Annotated in this window: 20 protein-coding genes and 1 other annotated feature (1 of these 21 cut by a window edge); of the genes, 15 read left to right on the forward strand and 5 right to left on the reverse strand. The window is 44.8% G+C overall.

The window, feature by feature from the left end; genetic code table 11:
• Positions 1-169 precede the first annotated feature (169 nt).
• Positions 170-487 carry a PepSY domain-containing protein gene (locus WA279_RS00005; RefSeq protein WP_014480575.1) on the reverse strand — a complete coding sequence of 106 codons (318 nt, stop codon included), beginning with the start codon at positions 485-487 and terminating at the stop codon, positions 170-172.
• 159 nt (positions 488-646) lie between these two features.
• Here WA279_RS00005 and WA279_RS00010 point away from each other — a divergent pair, with 159 nt between their 5' ends.
• Positions 647-1,720: a M42 family metallopeptidase gene (locus WA279_RS00010; protein WP_014480574.1), complete on the forward strand. Its 1,074-nt coding sequence runs from the start codon at positions 647-649 to the stop codon at positions 1,718-1,720.
• 54 nt (positions 1,721-1,774) lie between these two features.
• Here WA279_RS00010 and WA279_RS00015 read toward each other — a convergent pair whose 3' ends face one another.
• Positions 1,775-2,221 (reverse strand): YtoQ family protein, encoded by a 447-nt coding sequence (locus tag WA279_RS00015; protein ID WP_336153746.1) that lies wholly within the window; start codon positions 2,219-2,221, stop codon positions 1,775-1,777.
• 79 nt (positions 2,222-2,300) lie between these two features.
• Between WA279_RS00015 and WA279_RS00020 the strand changes: the two genes are divergently transcribed.
• The 13 genes from WA279_RS00020 to motS all read left to right on the forward strand — a co-directional run bounded on the left by WA279_RS00020 (position 2,301) and on the right by motS (position 14,401).
• Complete coding sequence (locus WA279_RS00020) at positions 2,301-2,417, forward strand: hypothetical protein (RefSeq protein ID WP_004399150.1); 117 nt, start codon at positions 2,301-2,303, stop codon at positions 2,415-2,417.
• 38 nt (positions 2,418-2,455) lie between these two features.
• Complete coding sequence (locus tag WA279_RS00025) at positions 2,456-2,779, forward strand: thioredoxin family protein (RefSeq protein WP_003229265.1); 324 nt, start codon at positions 2,456-2,458, stop codon at positions 2,777-2,779.
• Between the two features lie 14 nt (positions 2,780-2,793).
• Complete coding sequence (locus tag WA279_RS00030) at positions 2,794-3,603, forward strand: DUF1444 domain-containing protein (RefSeq protein WP_009967991.1); 810 nt, start codon at positions 2,794-2,796, stop codon at positions 3,601-3,603.
• 15 nt (positions 3,604-3,618) lie between these two features.
• The gene (gene ytpR / locus WA279_RS00035; RefSeq protein ID WP_336153747.1) at positions 3,619-4,224 is read left to right on the forward strand and encodes a YtpR family tRNA-binding protein; all 606 of its coding nucleotides are present in this window, start codon (positions 3,619-3,621) and stop codon (positions 4,222-4,224) included.
• Between the two features lie 159 nt (positions 4,225-4,383).
• Positions 4,384-7,242 carry a DNA translocase SftA gene (sftA, locus tag WA279_RS00040; RefSeq protein ID WP_336153749.1) on the forward strand — a complete coding sequence of 953 codons (2,859 nt, stop codon included), beginning with the start codon at positions 4,384-4,386 and terminating at the stop codon, positions 7,240-7,242.
• A 249-nt stretch (positions 7,243-7,491) separates the two neighbouring features.
• Entirely contained in the window at positions 7,492-8,790 is a 1,299-nt protein-coding gene (murC, locus tag WA279_RS00045) for a UDP-N-acetylmuramate--L-alanine ligase (RefSeq protein ID WP_038429473.1), read from the forward strand.
• Positions 8,791-8,951: 161 nt separating this feature from the next.
• Positions 8,952-9,374, forward strand: a complete 423-nt coding sequence (locus WA279_RS00050) for a DUF948 domain-containing protein (RefSeq protein WP_327845041.1) — start codon at positions 8,952-8,954, stop codon at positions 9,372-9,374.
• 30 nt (positions 9,375-9,404) lie between these two features.
• On the forward strand, positions 9,405-9,860 hold the full coding sequence (locus WA279_RS00055) for a YtxH domain-containing protein (protein WP_336153756.1): 456 nt from the start codon (positions 9,405-9,407) through the stop codon (positions 9,858-9,860).
• 23 nt (positions 9,861-9,883) lie between these two features.
• Entirely contained in the window at positions 9,884-10,210 is a 327-nt protein-coding gene (gene ytxJ, locus WA279_RS00060; RefSeq protein ID WP_336153758.1) for a bacillithiol system redox-active protein YtxJ, read from the forward strand.
• 235 nt (positions 10,211-10,445) lie between these two features.
• On the forward strand, positions 10,446-11,522 hold the full coding sequence (locus tag WA279_RS00065; protein ID WP_003223454.1) for a bifunctional 3-deoxy-7-phosphoheptulonate synthase/chorismate mutase: 1,077 nt from the start codon (positions 10,446-10,448) through the stop codon (positions 11,520-11,522).
• A 275-nt stretch (positions 11,523-11,797) separates the two neighbouring features.
• On the forward strand, positions 11,798-12,802 hold the full coding sequence (gene ccpA, locus WA279_RS00070; RefSeq protein WP_003229285.1) for a catabolite control protein A: 1,005 nt from the start codon (positions 11,798-11,800) through the stop codon (positions 12,800-12,802).
• A 62-nt stretch (positions 12,803-12,864) separates the two neighbouring features.
• Positions 12,865-13,683 carry a flagellar motor protein MotP gene (gene motP / locus WA279_RS00075; RefSeq protein WP_014477672.1) on the forward strand — a complete coding sequence of 273 codons (819 nt, stop codon included), beginning with the start codon at positions 12,865-12,867 and terminating at the stop codon, positions 13,681-13,683.
• Positions 13,673-14,401 (forward strand): flagellar motor protein MotS, encoded by a 729-nt coding sequence (gene motS / locus WA279_RS00080; RefSeq protein ID WP_335388772.1) that lies wholly within the window; start codon positions 13,673-13,675, stop codon positions 14,399-14,401. Before motP ends, motS begins: the two co-directional genes overlap by 11 nt.
• A 9-nt stretch (positions 14,402-14,410) precedes the next feature.
• Here motS and WA279_RS00085 read toward each other — a convergent pair whose 3' ends face one another.
• From WA279_RS00085 to acuA, 3 genes are read right to left on the reverse strand one after another with little or no spacing between them, the layout of a single operon-like run.
• Positions 14,411-15,574: an acetoin utilization protein AcuC gene (locus WA279_RS00085; RefSeq protein ID WP_123372899.1), complete on the reverse strand. Its 1,164-nt coding sequence runs from the start codon at positions 15,572-15,574 to the stop codon at positions 14,411-14,413.
• Positions 15,571-16,215 carry an acetoin utilization AcuB family protein gene (locus WA279_RS00090; RefSeq protein WP_003229294.1) on the reverse strand — a complete coding sequence of 215 codons (645 nt, stop codon included), beginning with the start codon at positions 16,213-16,215 and terminating at the stop codon, positions 15,571-15,573. Before WA279_RS00090 ends, WA279_RS00085 begins: the two co-directional genes overlap by 4 nt.
• 26 nt (positions 16,216-16,241) lie before the next feature.
• The gene (gene acuA / locus WA279_RS00095; RefSeq protein ID WP_014477669.1) at positions 16,242-16,874 is read right to left on the reverse strand and encodes an acetoin utilization protein acetyltransferase AcuA; all 633 of its coding nucleotides are present in this window, start codon (positions 16,872-16,874) and stop codon (positions 16,242-16,244) included.
• A 159-nt stretch (positions 16,875-17,033) separates the two neighbouring features.
• On the opposite strand from acuA, the gene acsA reads away from it, so the two are divergent.
• Positions 17,034-18,752 (forward strand): acetate--CoA ligase, encoded by a 1,719-nt coding sequence (gene acsA / locus WA279_RS00100; protein WP_336153763.1) that lies wholly within the window; start codon positions 17,034-17,036, stop codon positions 18,750-18,752.
• A gap of 54 nt (positions 18,753-18,806) precedes the next feature.
• Positions 18,807-18,967: a binding site (T-box leader), on the forward strand; it runs 76 nt beyond the window's last position.

Here is an 18,967-nt window from a genome sequence, read left to right on the forward strand (position 1 = left end):
ACCTAGCCAAGCAAGGCTAGGCATGTGGGAGTGCTTTTTCTGCACCTGAAATCAGATGAATATGTAAAGAAACAGCCCAAAACAAAAAAGCTTGTAGAAAAAAACACCGTTTTCTCTACAAGCTGAGCCGCTGCGTAGGCAGCGGCTTCTATTTTTTGCTTGTCCGGTGTTAAGAGGCGATTGTATCAATGACATCAACAATTTCTCCCGTTTTCGCATCCACCATGACTTCATACTGTTCTAATTCTCCGAAAGCTGATCGTGTAATGCCGGTTTTGTATACCTGTACCGTTTCTCCGTTAATATTGTAAGGCTCCGGCTGGGTGTAAATCCATGATCCGTCAATCGGGCCCCGCTGCTTAAAAGCAGACTTTACAATGCGAAGCGCTTTTTCTGAAGAAATATAAGGCTTCATCACATATTGTTTCACAACGACAGCCGCACAAATTCCAAGTCCTGCTCCTAAAAGAAGATGACGCAATTTCAAAATAAAGCACCTCCTGGTTGATCGTACTTTTCATTATACAGAAACAGCCAAATCCTGTTAAGCAATACGCGGCTGATCGAGCAGATTGGGTCAGGGTGCTTGGAAAACTTCATATGTTTCTAATAAAATAAAAGGACTACATAGAAATGAGGGGAAAACATGAATCAAGAAACGAAAGCGCTTTTCCAAACACTGACGCAGCTTCCCGGCGCGCCGGGCAATGAGCATCAGGTTCGTGCTTTTATGAAGCAGGAGCTAGCCAAATATGCCGATGACATCGTTCAGGACAGACTGGGAAGTGTTTTCGGAGTCAGACGAGGCGCAGAGGACGCACCGAGAATTATGGTAGCCGGGCACATGGACGAAGTCGGCTTCATGGTGACATCCATTACAGACAACGGGCTGCTCAGATTCCAGACGCTCGGAGGCTGGTGGAGCCAAGTTTTGCTTGCGCAGCGGGTTGAAATTCAAACAGATAACGGGCCGGTTCCGGGTGTGATTTCAAGCATACCGCCGCATTTATTGACAGATGCGCAGCGAAACCGTCCGATGGATATCAAAAACATGATGATCGACATTGGAGCGGATGATAAGGAAGACGCCATCAAAATCGGCATTAAACCGGGACAGCAGATCGTGCCTGTTTGTCCGTTTACGACGATGGCGAATGAAAAGAAAATTTTATCAAAAGCATGGGATAACAGATATGGATGCGGCTTAAGCATTGAACTTCTGAAGGAATTACACGGTAAAGAGCTTCCGAATACACTCTATGCGGGTGCAACGGTTCAGGAAGAAGTAGGGCTAAGGGGCGCGCAGACGGCTTCTCATATGATTAAACCGGACTTGTTTTTCGCCCTTGACGCCAGCCCGGCAAACGATATGAGCGGAGACAAAAATGAATTCGGCCAGCTTGGAAAAGGCTTTTTGCTGCGCATTCTTGACAGAACGACAGTCATGCATCGCGGAATGAGGGAATTCGTTCTTGATATGGCTGAAACGCATGATATTCCATATCAATATTTTGTATCTGGCGGGGGAACAGACGCAGGCAAGGTTCATATTTCGAACAGCGGTGTGCCGTCAGCGGTTATCGGAATATGTTCCCGATATATTCATACAAACGCTTCTATCATTCATATTGATGATTATGCTGCTGCTAAAGAAATGCTCATCAAACTTGTAACAGCCTGCGATAAGCAGACGGTGGATGCAATTAAAGAAAATATGTAGGTTTCATAAAAGCTTGTTGAACGAGCAGTAAGCCCGGATCGACAAGCTTTTTTCTTATTCTGTTTCAAATAGATAGGAAAGGGCCTTAATGGCTTGGTTAACGGTTTCAACCGTAATATTCGCTTTATTGGAAAGCTCTTTTAAAGGATGGTGGAGCGATTCCGGCCGGATGATAATCAGGGGTTTTCCTTTTGCGATCGCATATGATGCATCCATTGCCGTGTTCCACTGTTTGTACTTTTCGCCAAACAGGGCGATCACAAAGTCTGCTTTATTCATCAGGACGGCGGTTTTGAAGTTGTTGATGTCAGAGGCTTTGTCATCCTTTAAAACGGCATTTGGCTGTACGCCCATAATTTCTTCACCAATATTGTCTGAGCGGTCATGATTCTCCATCGGGCCAACAAACGTAATCGGGAGCTTCAGTGATTTTGTTTTCTCTTTAATTTCCTCGCGCCAATTGCTGTGGATTTCTCCTGCTAAATAGACGATAAACTCCATATTAAAAATCCCTCCTTATGTATGTCCATCTGTAAATTTTACCCTCATGTACACGATGTTAAACGAAACGAGCTTGATAATGCAAATAAAATATGATAATGATAATGGGAAAGCCAATCTTACATATTCATTCGTTGCATATAAGTGGTTTTGCCTCAAGCAGTTTGGTATGATCCAAATGGACGAGTATCGATAAAAAACATGTAAGAACATAAACAACTGGAGGGATATGAAATGAAAAAAATTGAATCAACTCAAGAGCTGGAAAAAGCGGTAAAGGATGATTGGTCTGTATTTATGTTTTCAGCCGATTGGTGCCCGGATTGCCGTTTTGTAGAGCCTTTCCTGCCTGAACTGGAAGCGAATTTCCCTGAATTCACCTACTACTACGTAGACCGTGACAAATTCATTGATACATGTGCAGAGTGGGAAATTTACGGAATCCCAAGCTTTGTGGTGTTTAATGAAGGAAAAGAAGTAAATCGTTTTGTGAGCAAAGACCGTAAAACAAAAGAAGAAATTGAACAGTTTTTAACAGACTCTCTCGCTAAAGCGTAAAGGAGGACATCGGTTTGAAAATGACCTCAAGGAAGCTGTCAGATATACTGAAACAGCGCCTTCAGCACGAGAATCGCTCCTTTCTGTTTGACAGAGAAAAAGACACCCTCCGTGTTGAGGATCAAACGACTAAAAAAGGGATTACACTCGATTTGCCGCCGATTATTGCAAAATGGGAACTGAAAAAAGACGAAGCCATTGATGAGATCGTGTACTATGTCTCCGAAGCGATGACGGCAATGGAAGGGAAGGCTCAGGAAATGACCGGGAAAGAAACTCGCATTTATCCGGTCATCCGCTCGACTTCTTTCCCGGACAAGTCCAGCGAAGATATCCCGCTCATTTATGACGATCATACCGCAGAGACAAGAATTTATTACGCGCTCGATCTCGGGAAAACCTACCGTTTAATTGACCAGCGCATGCTTGAGAAAGAAAACTGGACAAAAGAGCGGATCAGAGAGACGGCCGCATTTAATCTCCGTTCCCTGCCGACGGTTGTCAAAGAGGATACGGTTGCCGGCAATTACTTTTATTTCTTCAGGGCAAACGACGGATACGACGCAAGCCGGATTTTGAACGAAGCGATCTTAAATGAGTATAAGCAGCATGCAGAAGGGGAGCTGGCGATCTCTGTTCCTCATCAGGACGTTTTGATTCTTGCTGACATCCGGAATGAATCGGGGTATGATATTCTAGGACAAATGTCGATGAGCTTCTTTGCAGGCGGCACCGTCCCGATTACCGCCCTTTCATTTTTATACAATGAAGGAAAGCTGGAACCGGTGTTTATCCTGGCGAAAAGCCGTCCGAAAAAGGATTAGAAAGGATTTTTACTTATGAACGCTTTTTATAATAAAGAAGGTGTGGGAGACACGCTCCTGATCTCTCTTCAAGATGTGACACGCGAACAATTAGGCTATGAAAAACACGGCGACGTCGTCAAAATTTTCAATAACGAAACAAAAGAAACAACGGGCTTCAACATTTTCAACGCGTCTTCTTACTTGACCATTGATGAAAACGGCCCTGTTGCGCTCTCAGAAACATTCGTGCAAGATGTGAATGAGATTTTAAACAGAAACGGCGTTGAAGAAACATTAGTCGTTGATTTATCTCCGAAGTTTGTTGTGGGGTATGTAGAATCAAAAGAAAAACATCCGAATGCGGATAAATTAAGCGTATGTAAAGTCAACGTAGGAGAAGAAACGCTTCAGATCGTCTGCGGCGCGCCTAACGTTGACAAAGGCCAAAAAGTTATCGTTGCCAAAGTCGGTGCTGTGATGCCTAGCGGACTTGTCATTAAGGATGCAGAGCTTCGCGGCGTTCCGTCAAGCGGGATGATCTGCTCAGCGAAAGAGCTTGATTTGCCGGATGCCCCTGCTGAAAAAGGAATCCTTGTGTTAGAAGGAGACTATGAGGCAGGAGACGCATTTCAGTTTTAGACTCCCATAAATCCGCCAAAAAAAACGAATCATGTGAAAAGCCGCTAAGCCCTTGTTTAGCGGCTTTGTTTCTGCTGATAGCTTAATCTTTTCTGGGCCGACCAGCAGTGGTATACTAAAAACCGTCCCAGAAAACTATAAGGGAGTTAGAGATAAATTATGAGTTGGCTTCATAAATTTTTTGATTTGTTTTTAGGCGAAAGCGAAGAGGATGCTGAACGGGAGACAAAACCCGCTCAAATTCCGCAGCAACAAGAAGTACATCATCCTGAAGGACAATTAAAAAGATTGGAAGATCCTAAAATATATTATGAATATCCAAAAGGCAAATTCCGTTTTCCAGTCGTGCCTGACGGATACAAAAATCATGACCTGAGAAGGCGCCGCACACCATCGGACGAACCGAAATCCGCTCCTCGTCCAAGTGCTGCACCTTACAGAGAGCGTCCCAGAAATGAAGAAGAGCAGCATACATATCAAGCAGCAGAGCCGGCGAAGAAACCGTTTAAACCGACAAATATCCCTTCTCCTGTCTATGGATTCAATCAAAAACCATCTGTTAAAAAGGATGTGCCGAAAAAGCCTTCTGAAACATTGAACGAACCGGATAAATCGGTAAAAGAGAAGGTAACACTGCTGTCAGAAGAGATCGAACGTGAACGCGGCTATCCTGCTTCAGACACACAGGCGCATTCCAAAAAAGAAAGTCCTTTCTTCCCGGATACCCAATTTGAAAAACAGCCTTCTGGCGTTTTAAACAGAAAGGATACGGAGCATGATGAGGCGCTGGCGAAACGGCCAGCCGAGCCGTCAGGTAACAAAGTGCCATTTGAGTCAGGCGTTCAACAGCCGGAAAAAGAGGAGCCTTCCTTCCCAGCTGAACATGCCGAAGAGCAAACACCGCCTGAGATGCTCACAGATACGGCGGCTGAAGGGCTTTCAGACAGTGAAGTAGGCCGCGAAGAGCCTGCAGCGGCTGAGGAAGAACAAAGGGAGCAGCAGTCAGAGAAATTTGAAGAGCCTGTTTTCTCCGCTGAACTTGATGAAGAGCAAACAGCTCCTGAATCTCAGACAGAGGCAGTATCTGAGGATGAAAAAGCAAAAGACCCGTCAGACAGCCCAGTATACAATCATCATGAATACGCGGCAGAAGGTGCTGAGTCCCCGTTCGTTCAAGAAGAACAAATGGACATTCGTCAGGAAGAGCCTTTATTGACTGATCATGAGTATTCATCAGAGGCTCTGGCTCAAGCAGAAACTGTGGCAAAAGAATCAGAAGAGCCATCAGAAAGCATAATAAATAATCATTATGACACCCTGGGAGAGGCTCAGGAAACGAAGATAGATGTTCAGCCAGACAGCCATACAGAGCTTGAGAAAACTGAACGCTTGGAGCAGGGTTCCAAATCGTTTACTGCACCTCTTGAAAATCGGCAGGGAATTCGCGCAGAAAAACCTCGCGAAGCTTCAGAAGAGCCGAAAAAAAGGCCTGGTGTACAGGAGAAAAGGACTGAACAAAGCGCATCTTCTCAAAAAGGGCCATCCGTTCCTTTTAATGTGATGATGCTGAAAAGAGATACGCATAAACAGCAAAAAGCAGAGGAGCGCCGCGGCAGCTATGCATTTCCGAATGTTGCACTGCTTGATGTCCCGCCAGCGCAAGTTCAGGACGATACTGCGTGGATCGAAGAACAGCGTCAGCTTCTTGATTTAACCTTGAAAAACTTCAATGTCCGCGCCAATGTGGTCCATGTAACCCAGGGTCCGTCTGTCACGAGATTTGAAGTGCATCCTGAACCAGGTGTAAAGGTGAATAAAATCACCAACTTGTCCGATGATATTAAACTCAGTCTCTCAGCGAGAGATATTCGGATTGAAGCGCCGATTCCGGGGAAAAACACGATCGGAATAGAAGTGCCGAACCGCACGAGCAAGGTGGTTGATTTGCGCCAGATGATTCGCAGCTCAGCTTTCAGGACAAGCAAGTCACCGCTCACAGCTGCGCTGGGATTAGATATTTCGGGAAATCCTGTCGTTATCGACTTGAAGAAAATGCCGCATGGCTTGATTGCCGGCGCTACAGGCTCCGGAAAAAGCGTATGCATCAATACAATATTAGTCAGCCTGCTTTATAAAGCTGACCCAAGTGAGGTAAAGGTGCTGCTGATTGATCCGAAAATGGTAGAGCTGGCCCCTTACAATAAAATTCCTCACCTCGTCAGCCCGGTCATTACTGACGCCAAAGCGGCTACCGCTGCTTTAAAATGGGTCGTTGAGGAAATGGAGCGCCGCTATGAGCTTTTTGCCCATTCAGGTGTCCGCGACATTGACCGCTTTAATCAATTAACGGCTGAACACCAAATGGGTGAAAAGCTGCCATATTTAGTTGTCATTATTGATGAGCTTGCAGATTTGATGATGGTGGCTCCAAACGATGTGGAAGAAAGCATTGCGCGGATCGCCCAAAAAGCCAGAGCGTGCGGTATCCATCTTCTCGTCGCAACTCAGCGTCCGTCAGTTGATGTCATAACAGGACTGATTAAGGCGAATATCCCAACGAGAATCGCCTTTTCTGTCTCAAGCCAGGTTGATTCCCGAACAATTATTGACATAGCCGGTGCAGAAAAGCTTCTCGGAAAAGGGGATATGCTCTTTTTGGAAAACGGCTCGGGAAAACCGGTTCGTCTGCAAGGTAACTTTGTGTCAGACCGGGAAATCGACCGCGTCGTTTCCCACGTCAGAAGCCAAATGCCGCCGACCTATTTATTTGAACAAGAAGAGCTCGTAAGACAAGGATCAGCCCTGAAAGAAGAGGACGAACTGTTTTACGAAGCGTGTGAGTTTGTTGTAGAGCAAAACAGTGCGAGCACTTCAAGCCTGCAAAGAAGATTCAGAATCGGTTACAATCGTGCGGCAAGGCTGATCGACATGATGGAAGCGGAAGGCATGATCTCTGAGGCAAAAGGAAGCAAGCCTCGGGAGGTTCTGATCACAGCAAGTGATTTAATAAACGAATAATATGGGTTCATTTTCACACCAAACATGGTATGATAGTGTTTAGAGCATTTAACAGCTATGCCGCTTTACAGCAGCTGTGCATAGACAAATCTTGATATCTGGGTTTAATCGGAAAGAAATAACCTGATACTAAACATAACAAAACATATAAAATACGCCGCTAAGGGAGGCTTTTCAGCCGCCGCGGTCGCAAATTGAAATGAGCGTCATATACTGGGGAACAGATAGACGTTTGTTGGAGGTACAATTATGACTGTTTATCATTTTGTTGGAATAAAAGGGACCGGTATGAGTCCGCTTGCCCAAATACTTCATGATAATGGATATACTGTCCAAGGATCGGATATCGAAAAATTTATTTTTACGCAAACAGCGCTTGAAAAAAGAAATATTACGGTTCTTCCTTTTAGCGCGGAGAATATTAAACCCGGCATGACAGTCATCGCCGGAAACGCATTCCCAGACACGCATCCTGAAATAGAAAAAGCGATGTCTGAGGGAATTCCGGTGATACGTTATCATAAGTTTTTAGGCGACTACATGAAAAAATTCACGAGTGTTGCCGTTACGGGCGCACACGGCAAAACGTCGACTACGGGTCTGCTGGCTCACGTGATCCAAAACGCAAAACCGACGTCTTTCTTAATCGGAGACGGAACAGGCCAGGGAAATGAAAACAGCGAATACTTTGTGTTTGAAGCGTGCGAATACCGCCGCCATTTCTTAAGCTATCAGCCAGATTATGCGATTATGACGAATATTGATTTTGATCACCCTGATTACTTCTCAAGCATTGACGATGTATTTGACGCTTTCCAAGAGATGGCTCTTCAAGTCAACAAAGGCATTATTGCCTGCGGAGACGATGAGCATCTGCCGAAAATCCATGCAAACGTCCCGGTTGTGTATTATGGCACGGGGGAAGAAAATGATTTTCAAGCCAGAAACATCGTAAAAAGCACGGAAGGGACAACTTTTGATGTCTTTGTCCGCAATACATTCTATGATACGTTTTATATTCCTGCGTACGGCCACCACAATGTATTAAACTCATTGGCGGTCATTGCGTTATGCCATTATGAAGAAATTGATTCCAGCATCATTAAGCATGCTCTCAAATCTTTTGGGGGCGTCAAACGCAGATTCAATGAGAAGCAGCTTGGGGATCAAGTGCTGATCGATGACTATGCTCATCATCCGACAGAAATAAAAGTGACAATTGAGGCGGCAAGACAGAAATATCCTGATCGGGAAATTGTCGCGGTATTTCAGCCTCATACATTTACACGGACGCAGCAGTTCCTTGACGAATTTGCAGAAAGCCTGAGCGGCGCTGACTGTGTGTATTTATGCGATATTTTCGGCTCAGCCCGTGAGAATGCCGGAAAGCTGACGATCGGTGATCTCCAGGGAAAAATTCATAATGCCAAGCTGATTGAAGAAGATGACACATCTGTTTTAAAAGCTCATGATAAAGCCGTTCTCATCTTTATGGGAGCAGGAGATATCCAAAAATATATGAGAGCCTACGAAAACGTCATGGCATAATAAAAAGCAGTGATCTCACTGCTTTTTATTTATCTGATGGGAAAGCTTATTAAAGGATTTTCTTACATAACGGAGAATAGTATGTATACAGCCCAGTACACATGTTTATGATTGAAGAAAACGGGTAAACAGCAGTATATCCTGCAGCAAGGAGGTTTGAGATGATTATTATTCTTTATTTGAGCGTTGCACTCATCGCAGTTGCATTTTTCGTATTAGTGATCTACTTGTCTAAAACATTGAAGTCACTGCAGCTGACACTAAAAAACGTCGCATCCACTCTTGAAGGGCTGGAGGGACAAATGAAGGGCATCACAACTGAAACAGCCGAGCTTTTACATAAGACCAACCGCCTGGCTGAAGATATTCAGGAAAAATCAGAAAAGCTGAATACGGTCGTTCATGCTGTTCAAGGAGTGGGAGCTTCTGTACAGCAGTTCAATACATCCATGAAACAAGCGGCAGGGTCTGTATCGGCATCAGTTAGAGAAAATCAAGATAAGATCAATCAAGTTGTCACATGGAGTCAAGCAGCAATGGAAATTTGGGAGAAATGGAAGCAAAAGAAAAAATCAGCCCTGTAAGAGAAAAAAATACTAAGAGGAGGAATAATGATGAGCAAAGATGGAATTAATAGTAAAGATTTTTTAATCGGAACTTTAATCGGGGGAATCATCGGTGCCACTACAGCTCTTTTTCTAGCGCCTAAATCAGGCAAAGAACTTCGCGACGATCTCGGCAGCCAAGCTGTTGCTTTACGGGACAAAACTGATAAAATGACGGCAGATGCGAAGGAAAAAGGCACGCAATATGTCAGCATCGCAAAAGACAAAACTTCCAACATCACACAGCTTGTAGCGGATCAGTCTGGGCAAATCATGAACAAGGTAAAGGATTTAAGAGACCGTTCCAAATCTGACAAAACGGATTCATCGACTGCAATTCAAGATATGAGGGAAGAAGCGATGCAGGCAGCTGATGAAACAAAAGATCAAGTCCTCCAGACGAAAGAAGATGTAAAAGACGAACTGAAAGATGCACAAAAACAGGCTGAGCAGTTGAATCGCTGAGCAGGGAAGGAAGAGCTTGAGTCATGGCTAAACAGCTTATTCAATCTGAGGAAGAATTTAAACGGATTGCAGAACAGGAAGGCACTTTTGTCTTCTTTAAACACAGCACCACATGCCCGATCAGCCAGGCAGCATTTCATGAGTTTGATGCCTTTGCAAATCAGCATGAGGATGTGCCGGCTTACTATCTTCAAGTACAAGAAGCCCGGCCGCTGTCAAATTTCATTGCAGAAACATATGGGGTCAAGCATGAAAGCCCTCAGATATTCATCATTCAGAACGGTGAAGTGAAATGGCATACCTCACATTCACAAATTACAGAAGCCGCTATTGAGCAGCATTTGTCATAGAAAAAAGCGTCCAGATATCATCTGGCGCTTTTTTTTGTAAAAAACCCTTGAACATTGCCCTCACATCATGTAGGATAGCTTCATAGATTACTTTATCACTTAAAAGCGTTTGGGTAATAAAGTAGAGTTTTTATAAAATTTTTTGTATTTCAGTATTTCCATTTGGAATTACTTATAGTAAGATGCATGATAACTACAAAATAAAAAATGAATGTGCAGGGAAAGGATGAAAAAAATGAGCAACACAGAGTTAGAGCTTTTAAGGCAGAAAGCAGACGAATTAAACCTACAAATTTTAAAATTAATCAACGAACGCGGAAATGTTGTAAAAGAGATCGGTAAAGCGAAGGAAGCACAGGGTGTGAACCGATTTGACCCTGTCAGAGAACGCACGATGTTAAACAATATCATTGAAAACAATGACGGGCCGTTCGAAAATTCAACCATCCAGCACATTTTTAAAGAGATATTCAAAGCCGGTTTAGAGCTTCAGGAAGAAGATCACAGCAAAGCGCTGCTTGTCTCCCGCAAGAAAAAACCTGAAGATACAATTGTTGATATCAAAGGCGAAAAAATCGGAGACGGCCAGCAAAGATTCATTGTCGGCCCATGTGCGGTAGAGAGCTATGAGCAGGTAGCTGAAGTCGCTGCAGCTGCGAAAAAACAAGGGATTAAAATTTTGCGCGGTGGAGCCTTTAAGCCTCGTACGAGCCCATACGATTTCCAAGGGCTTGGTGTTGAAGGCCTTCAAATTTTAAAACGTGTAGCGGATGAATTTGATCTGGCGGTTATCAGTGAAATCGTAACTCCGGCTCATATCGAAGAAGCGCTGGACTACATTGATGTCATTCAAATCGGAGCGCGCAACATGCAAAACTTCGAATTGCTGAAAGCGGCCGGCGCAGTGAAAAAGCCAGTGCTTCTGAAGCGCGGTCTTGCTGCAACGATCTCTGAATTCATCAATGCTGCTGAATACATCATGTCACAAGGAAATGACCAAATTATCCTTTGTGAGCGCGGAATCAGAACATATGAAACAGCAACGAGAAACACGCTGGATATTTCAGCTGTGCCGATTTTGAAACAAGAAACGCATTTGCCAGTGTTTGTTGATGTTACGCATTCAACAGGCCGCCGTGACCTCTTGCTTCCGACAGCTAAAGCCGCTTTAGCGATCGGTGCAGATGGCGTAATGGCTGAGGTTCACCCTGATCCGTCAGTCGCACTTTCTGACTCTGCTCAGCAAATGGCGATTCCTGAATTCGAAAAATGGCTGAATGAACTGAAGCCAATGGTGAAAGTCAACGCTTAATTGAACAATCCAAAAGGCCGCGCCTGCGGCCTTTTTTTATGCTTTCTCGTTTATTTAGTTATAAAAACCAAGTATACGTTTTCATCATCTATAAAAACGTGTATAATTTCATGAGAAGTAATTAAATTTGATGAATAATGAAAAATAATGTACACTACTGACTTACGCTTACAAATCATAAACGACATAAATTCGGACATTATGACATTTCTCTACATAAAGTGTTTATGCTATAGATAAGGATAAGTGTATCCAGTAAAAGGAGTGGTTTTAGGATGAGCAATATTACGATCTACGATGTAGCGAGAGAAGCTAATGTAAGCATGGCAACCGTTTCCCGTGTCGTGAACGGCAACCCGAATGTAAAACCGACAACGAGGAAAAAAGTCTTGGAAGCCATTGAACGTCTCGGTTACCGTCCAAACGCGGTGGCAAGAGGACTGGCAAGTAAAAAAACAACAACTGTAGGTGTCATCATTCCTGATATCTCAAGCATTTTCTATTCAGAGCTTGCGCGCGGAATTGAAGATATCGCGACAATGTACAAATACAATATTATTTTGAGTAACTCTGACCAAAACATGGAGAAAGAGCTGCACTTGTTAAACACAATGCTCGGCAAACAAGTGGACGGCATCGTGTTTATGGGCGGAAACATTACGGACGAGCATGTGGCGGAATTTAAGCGTTCCCCAGTGCCGATTGTACTTGCCGCTTCTGTAGAAGAGCAGGAGGAAACACCGTCAGTCGCTATCGATTACGAACAGGCGATTTATGATGCCGTGAAGCTTTTGGTTGATAAAGGACATACAGACATCGCGTTCGTTTCCGGACCAATGGCAGAGCCGATCAACCGTTCGAAAAAACTCCAAGGCTACAAACGTGCGCTTGAAGAAGCGAACCTTCCGTTTAATGAACAATTTGTAGCTGAAGGGGATTACACATATGATTCCGGACTCGAAGCACTGCAGCATCTGATGAGCCTGGATAAAAAACCGACAGCCATTCTTTCTGCAACTGATGAAATGGCACTCGGCATTATCCATGCCGCTCAGGATCAGGGCTTATCCATTCCGGAGGATCTCGACATTATCGGCTTTGATAATACAAGATTAAGCCTCATGGTTCGTCCGCAGCTTTCAACAGTTGTTCAGCCGACATATGATATTGGCGCCGTTGCGATGAGACTGCTGACGAAGCTCATGAATAAAGAGCCGGTTGAAGAGCATATCGTCGAACTGCCGCACCGTATAGAGCTAAGAAAGTCAACCAAGTCATAAGAAAAACTAAGAGCAAGCTTCACCTTTATGGTGAATTCTTGCTTTTTTCATGGGGAGAAATGATGAAACGTTTTGATTATCTTACACCTGTTGGATTTGTGTTAGGAACGATTATTATTGTTATCGGGATTATTTCGGGATCGGGAGTAAGCGGTTTCCGCTCTTTTCTTGATCTGACCTCTTTCTTCATCGTAACAGGGGGACTTTGCGCGGCTGTTTTTATCAGTTTTCCGCCAAGAGAGCTGAAAAAAGCGCCCTCTGTGTTAAAGCAGGCATTCATCCGCCAGGAAGACAATGTGAAAGATCTTGTGAAAACCTTTGTCTCCCTTTCCGATCACGCGCGAAAACACGGGCTTTTATCATTGGATGATCAGGCTCGGGAAATCAAAGATCCATTCTTGAAAAAAGGGCTGCTTTTAGCGATTGACGGCTGGGATGAAGAAACGATTCGGCTCGTCATGGATTCAGAAATCGCAGCAATGGAGGAACGGCACCGCAAAGGGCGGCGAGTTTTTGAAAAAGCGGGAGAATTCGCTCCGGCATGGGGAATGATCGGAACACTCGTCGGGCTTGTGCTGATGCTCAAAAACTTAAATGACCCGCATATGCTCGGACCAAACATGGCCATTGCGCTTCTGACGACTTTATATGGTTCATTACTGGCAAATATGGTCTTCAACCCGATCGCGGCTAAGCTTGAAGAGAAAACAGAAAGTGAAATTTTCATCAAGCAGGTAATGGTGGAAGGGATTATCGGTGTTCAATCCGGAAAAAACCCGCGCAACCTTGAAAGTCAGCTGGTCGTTTTCAGCTCACGGGAAGAATGGCAGAAGCAGCCAAAACAAGTAAAAACAAAAAAGGGATCTGTACATGAAGCTTAGAAGAGAACGTTTTGAAAGAAGGAATGGAAGCGGAAAAAACAGTCAATCTTCATCCAGCTGGATGGTAACCTTTACAGATCTGATTACCTTGATCCTTGTGTTCTTTATTTTACTCTTTTCGATGTCCCAAATCGATCTGCAAAAATTCAAAGCTGCAGTGGACTCGATCCAGAAGGAAGGCAACGGGCTTCAGCCGGACCAAACTTCCATAGAAAAAAAGAATACATCCGCATCTGATACGAAGAAGCAAGAGGATCAGCAGGATCAGCTTCTCAAGAAAGTAAATACATATATAAAAGACAATCATTTGAAGGCCCAAATGACAGCCAAACGGGATGAACGCGGTGTCGTGCTCGTTCTTCAGGAGGCTGTGCTGTTTGATACAGGTGAGGCAAAGGTGCTGAAAAATGCCGAAACACTTCTTCACCAAATTGCCGTTCTTCTTCAAACAATTCCAAATGACATTCAGGTGGAGGGGCATACAGACAGCCGAAACATTTCGACATACCGATACCCGTCGAATTGGGAGCTATCAGCAGCACGGGCAAGTGGAGTGATTCAATACTTCACGTCAAAAGAGAAGCTTCCCTCCAAGCGCTTTATTGCTGTCGGTTATGCGGATACAAAGCCGGTGAAGGATAACAAGACAAATGAACACATGAAGGAAAATCGGCGTGTGGAAATAGTGATTAAAAAATCAAAAACGACCTCTTCGTAAGGTCGTTTTTTACTTTGTTCTTTGCTGTTCTGAACGTATCGCATATAATGCTTTGCTGACAGTTTGGGCATTTTTTTCTGTGATTTCAGGCTTGCGGGGAATCGGAGGATATAAATCAGCCGGATCGCTCCAGCTCGACGGAAGAGCGACGGGGCATTGTTTTTGCCATTTAGCGATCCATTCCGGCGGGATCTCGTGTCCCGGATCAATTCCCTTCATTTCAAGCCATATTCTGGCCCAGGCGCGGGGCACGACACGCCAAATATCATATCCGCCGCCTCCGACTGCAATCCATTTCCCTCCGCAATATTGATGAGCCAAAGTGTGTGCAAGACGGGGGATTTCTTCGTATATATTGATTGTTGCTGATAAATGCGTCAGCGGGTCGTAGTAATGGGCATCGGCGCCGTTTTGGCTGATAATGACATCGGGCTTGAAATAAGCGGCGACTTCTGAAGCTGCTGTCCGGTAAGCCTCAAGAAAAGAATCATCCTCTGTAAAAGCGTCAAGCGGGATATTAAAGGAATAGCCATATCCTTTTCCGCTGCCTTTTTCTTGGATCTGACCGGTTCCAGGGAATAAATACCTTCCTGTTTCATGAATGGACAGCGTGCAAACGTCAGGATTATCGTAAAATGTAAATTGCACACCGTCCCCGTGGTGGGCGTCGGTATCAATATAAAGCACTCTGGCGCTATATTTTTTCTGGATATATTGAATCGCCACAGCGCTGTCGTTGTAAATGCAGAACCCCGATGCTCGCCCGCGAAAGCCATGATGAAGCCCTCCGCCAAGGTTTGCCGCATGCAGGGCTTGTCCTGACATGACCCAGTCTGCGGCCGTTAAAGTGCCGCCGACCAAGAGTGATGCCGCTTCGTGCATGCCGGCAAAGACGGGTGTGTCTTCAGTGCCGAGCCCGTAGCTTTCTCCTTCTTCAGCGGGAAGCTTTCCGGCGCCCGCAAGCTTTACGGCCTGAATGTAATCGTCCGTGTGGACAAGGGAAAGCTCCTCTTCTGAAGCGAGTCTGGGGGTGACAATGTCTCCATCATCAAAGGCATTGATCGTCTTAAGCAAATCATATGTTAACAGAACCCGCTGCTGATTAAAGGGATGCTCCTGATGAAACATATAAGTTTGGTAGGATGGAGAATAGATAAATACACTGTCTCTCATAGCAGGTCCCTTTGCTCTGACGGCCATACGACGTGGTGTCCATTTCTTTGTAATGCCTGCAAAAACGGCAGCGGATTCATCGTTTTTACACGGAATACAAGCACTTTTACACCGGGATCGTCATGCGGATAAACAAGCACGCTTAATATTTTCACTTGAAGGTCTTGGCAAAGACTGCTGATCTCAGCGAGGCTTTTGGTGATGTCGTTTACTTTTATCTCAATTTGCGATCCCGGCTGGTCAGCGCCTGTCAATTTGACAAACGTCCGCAGCAAATCGGTTTTTGTTAAAATGCCTATTAATTTTTGATGGTGTACCACTGGAAGGCAGCCGATGCCATGCTCGTAGAACACGGCTGATATTTCTTCGACAAAATCTAACGGGTGGGCGCAGACAACATCTTTTTTCATAATTGAATCTACGCTTCGTGTGAGAAATAGGCTTCGTTTGTTTTCTTCAAAAATACTCGGGCTGGCCTGTTTCATGTCTCTGTCTGTAATCATGCCGATCACGTGTCGTTCTTCATCTACAACAGGCAGATGCCTGATATGGAATTCCTTCAGTTTGCATATTGCTGTTTCAAGCGTATCCGTCTTCGTTAATGTAATGACATCTCTTTTCATGATTTGCTCAACAATCATTATTTTTTCCCCTTTGCCAGTGTCAGTTAATACATATAACGATGATAAAAACGGAGCCTGTCAAATTGCTCAATTGATTCTTGGCTGACGTTTTTTCCGATGCGGGCCATCAGACAGTTTGCAGGGTGGGAGCTGATCTCCGGCTCATCCGTTGCAAACCAGACCAATCCGCCTGCATTCATCATCTTTTCCATGATCTTTCTGTATTCCCACACATCTTTTTTCATCCCTTTTAAATCCCAATGCCAGTAATATTCTGTCGTCATCACAATGTAGTTTTCCATTTGTTCATCCATCATGCTGACGGTCAGGAGTGTCTTTCCGACAGCGCATCCCCGATAGTCCGGCGCTACTTCGATGGCTCCGAGCTCAATCAAATCCTCCATATTTCCTTCAGACCATCTTTCGAGCGGGTCAGGATATAAATACGTGACATAGCCGACAATGGTTCGGCCGTCTCTGGCAATAATAATGCGCCCTTCGGGAAGGCCTGCAATGTCGACTAGCGCTTCATGCTGCTCGCGAGGCGGGCGAAATGCGGTTAAATCTTTATGAAACTCATAACCTGCCAAATCCTCTGGAGAGACAGGCCCTTCTATCAGTATAGAGCCGGTTGCTGTTTTGATGTTTGCTGAATGGTATGTTTTATGATGTTCCACTAATTCACCGTCCCATCAATTCTTATAAAAATACATGCCTTCTTTAAGAATACCAAATTATAAAGCGTTTTCAACATGGTTTATATTTTAAAAATTGAGAAGAATATGAATATATACTATAATAATTGTGACAACTTCAGCAAAGGGGGATGTTTGGGCATGAATTTGAAAGCGTTACCAGCAATAGAGGGGGATCATAACTTAAAAAACTTTGAAGAAACGTACCGGCATTTTGATTGGGCCGAGGCAGAGAAACATTTCTCTTGGCATGAGACAGGGAAACTGAATGCGGCGTATGAAGCGATTGACCGCCATGCCGAATCGTTTCGAAAAAACAAAGTAGCGCTTTATTATAAAGACGCAAAAAGGGATGAAAAATACACATTTAAAGAAATGAAGGAAGAATCAAACAGAGCCGGGAATGTGCTGAGACGGTATGGAAATGTGGAAAAAGGGGACCGCGTTTTTATTTTTATGCCGAGATCACCCGAGCTTTATTTTATTATGCTTGGCGTAATCAAAATTGGCGCCATCGCCGGGCCGCTGTTCGAAGCATTTATGGAGGGAGCGGTGAAAGACCGGCTTGAAAACAGTGAGGCAAAGGTTGTTGTCACAACGCCTGAGCTGCTGGAGAGAATACCGGTAGACAAACTGCCTCACTTGCAGCATGTCTTTGTAGTCGGGGGAGAGGCTGAGAGCGGCACGAATATCATCAATTATGATGAAGCAGCGAAACAGGAAAGCACAAGACTGGATATCGAATGGATGGATAAAAAAGACGGCTTTCTGCTTCACTATACATCAGGTTCCACTGGTACGCCAAAGGGCGTGCTGCATGTCCATGAAGCGATGATTCAGCAATATCAAACAGGAAAGTGGGTCCTTGATTTAAAGGAAGAAGACATTTATTGGTGCACGGCTGATCCAGGCTGGGTGACAGGTACGGTATATGGCATTTTTGCACCGTGGCTGAACGGAGCGACAAATGTCATCGTCGGCGGACGTTTCAGCCCGGAAAGCTGGTATGGAACGATTGAACAGCTTGGCGTCAATGTCTGGTACAGCGCGCCGACCGCTTTTCGGATGCTGATGGGAGCGGGAGATGAAATGGCTGCGAAATATGATCTAACTTCACTCCGGCATGTGCTCAGTGTCGGTGAGCCGCTAAATCCGGAAGTCATCAGATGGGGACATAAAGTTTTTAACAAACGAATTCATGATACATGGTGGATGACAGAAACGGGCAGTCAGCTCATCTGCAACTATCCTTGCATGGATATTAAACCGGGTTCAATGGGTAAGCCGATTCCAGGAGTGGAGGCAGCGATCGTTGACAATCAAGGCAACGAGCTACCGCCATACCGAATGGGCAATCTCGCCATCAAAAAGGGCTGGCCTTCCATGATGCATACCATTTGGAATAACCCTGAAAAGTATGAATCGTATTTCATGCCGGGCGGCTGGTATGTGTCTGGGGATTCTGCTTACATGGATGAAGAGGGATACTTTTGGTTCCAAGGCAGAGTTGATGACGTCATCATGACCTCCGGTGAGCGCGTCGGCCCATTTGAAGTGGAAAGCAAGCTTGTCGAACATCCGGCTATTGCAGAAGCAGGCGTAATCGGAAAGCCTGACCCGGTGCGTGGAGAAATCATTAAAGCCTTTATTGCACTCAGGGAAGGATTTGAGCCGTCTGATAAACTGAAAGAAGAGATCCGCCTATTTGTAAAGCAGGGTCTTGCAGCCCATGCGGCTCCGCGCGAGATCGAATTTAAAGATAAGCTTCCGAAAACCCGAAGCGGAAAGATCATGAGACGCGTGCTGAAGGCATGGGAGCTTAATCTTCCGGCTGGAGATCTGTCAACAATGGAGGATTAAAAGGCGGCGTTGACACAGGATTTTATTTATGTTAAAAATGATATAGCTTCATATGAAAAGGTAAAGATTGAGACAAGTAGAATATCCTTACGTTCCAGAGAGCTGATGGCCGGTGAAAATCAGCACAGACGGATATATCGAATACACTCATGAACCGCTTTTGCAAACAAAGCCGCCCAGGCTTTCAGTAGTGAAAGAACGGACCTGATCCGTTA

The sequence above is a fragment of the Bacillus sp. 204(2023) genome, from assembly GCF_037027505.1.
GTDB lineage: Bacteria > Bacillota > Bacilli > Bacillales > Bacillaceae > Bacillus > Bacillus subtilis.

Excerpts from the sequence above, each read along its gene's own strand:
- WA279_RS00085 (WP_123372899.1), bottom strand. The coding sequence starts at position 15,574 with ATGAGAGACAGTGTATTTATCTATTCTCCATCCTACCAAACTTATATG.
- sftA (WP_336153749.1), top strand. The coding sequence starts at position 4,384 with ATGAGTTGGCTTCATAAATTTTTTGATTTGTTTTTAGGCGAAAGCGAA.
- WA279_RS00025 (WP_003229265.1), top strand. The coding sequence starts at position 2,456 with ATGAAAAAAATTGAATCAACTCAAGAGCTGGAAAAAGCGGTAAAGGAT.
- WA279_RS00015 (WP_336153746.1), bottom strand. The coding sequence starts at position 2,221 with ATGGAGTTTATCGTCTATTTAGCAGGAGAAATCCACAGCAATTGGCGC.
- WA279_RS00010 (WP_014480574.1), top strand. The coding sequence starts at position 647 with ATGAATCAAGAAACGAAAGCGCTTTTCCAAACACTGACGCAGCTTCCC.
- ccpA (WP_003229285.1), top strand. The coding sequence starts at position 11,798 with ATGAGCAATATTACGATCTACGATGTAGCGAGAGAAGCTAATGTAAGC.
- WA279_RS00090 (WP_003229294.1), bottom strand. The coding sequence starts at position 16,215 with ATGATTGTTGAGCAAATCATGAAAAGAGATGTCATTACATTAACGAAG.
- motS (WP_335388772.1), top strand. The coding sequence starts at position 13,673 with ATGAAGCTTAGAAGAGAACGTTTTGAAAGAAGGAATGGAAGCGGAAAA.
- ytpR (WP_336153747.1), top strand. The coding sequence starts at position 3,619 with ATGAACGCTTTTTATAATAAAGAAGGTGTGGGAGACACGCTCCTGATC.
- WA279_RS00065 (WP_003223454.1), top strand. The coding sequence starts at position 10,446 with ATGAGCAACACAGAGTTAGAGCTTTTAAGGCAGAAAGCAGACGAATTA.
- WA279_RS00055 (WP_336153756.1), top strand. The coding sequence starts at position 9,405 with ATGAGCAAAGATGGAATTAATAGTAAAGATTTTTTAATCGGAACTTTA.
- ytxJ (WP_336153758.1), top strand. The coding sequence starts at position 9,884 with ATGGCTAAACAGCTTATTCAATCTGAGGAAGAATTTAAACGGATTGCA.
- WA279_RS00020 (WP_004399150.1), top strand. The coding sequence starts at position 2,301 with ATGCAAATAAAATATGATAATGATAATGGGAAAGCCAATCTTACATAT.
- acsA (WP_336153763.1), top strand. The coding sequence starts at position 17,034 with ATGAATTTGAAAGCGTTACCAGCAATAGAGGGGGATCATAACTTAAAA.
- WA279_RS00050 (WP_327845041.1), top strand. The coding sequence starts at position 8,952 with ATGATTATTATTCTTTATTTGAGCGTTGCACTCATCGCAGTTGCATTT.
- motP (WP_014477672.1), top strand. The coding sequence starts at position 12,865 with ATGAAACGTTTTGATTATCTTACACCTGTTGGATTTGTGTTAGGAACG.
- murC (WP_038429473.1), top strand. The coding sequence starts at position 7,492 with ATGACTGTTTATCATTTTGTTGGAATAAAAGGGACCGGTATGAGTCCG.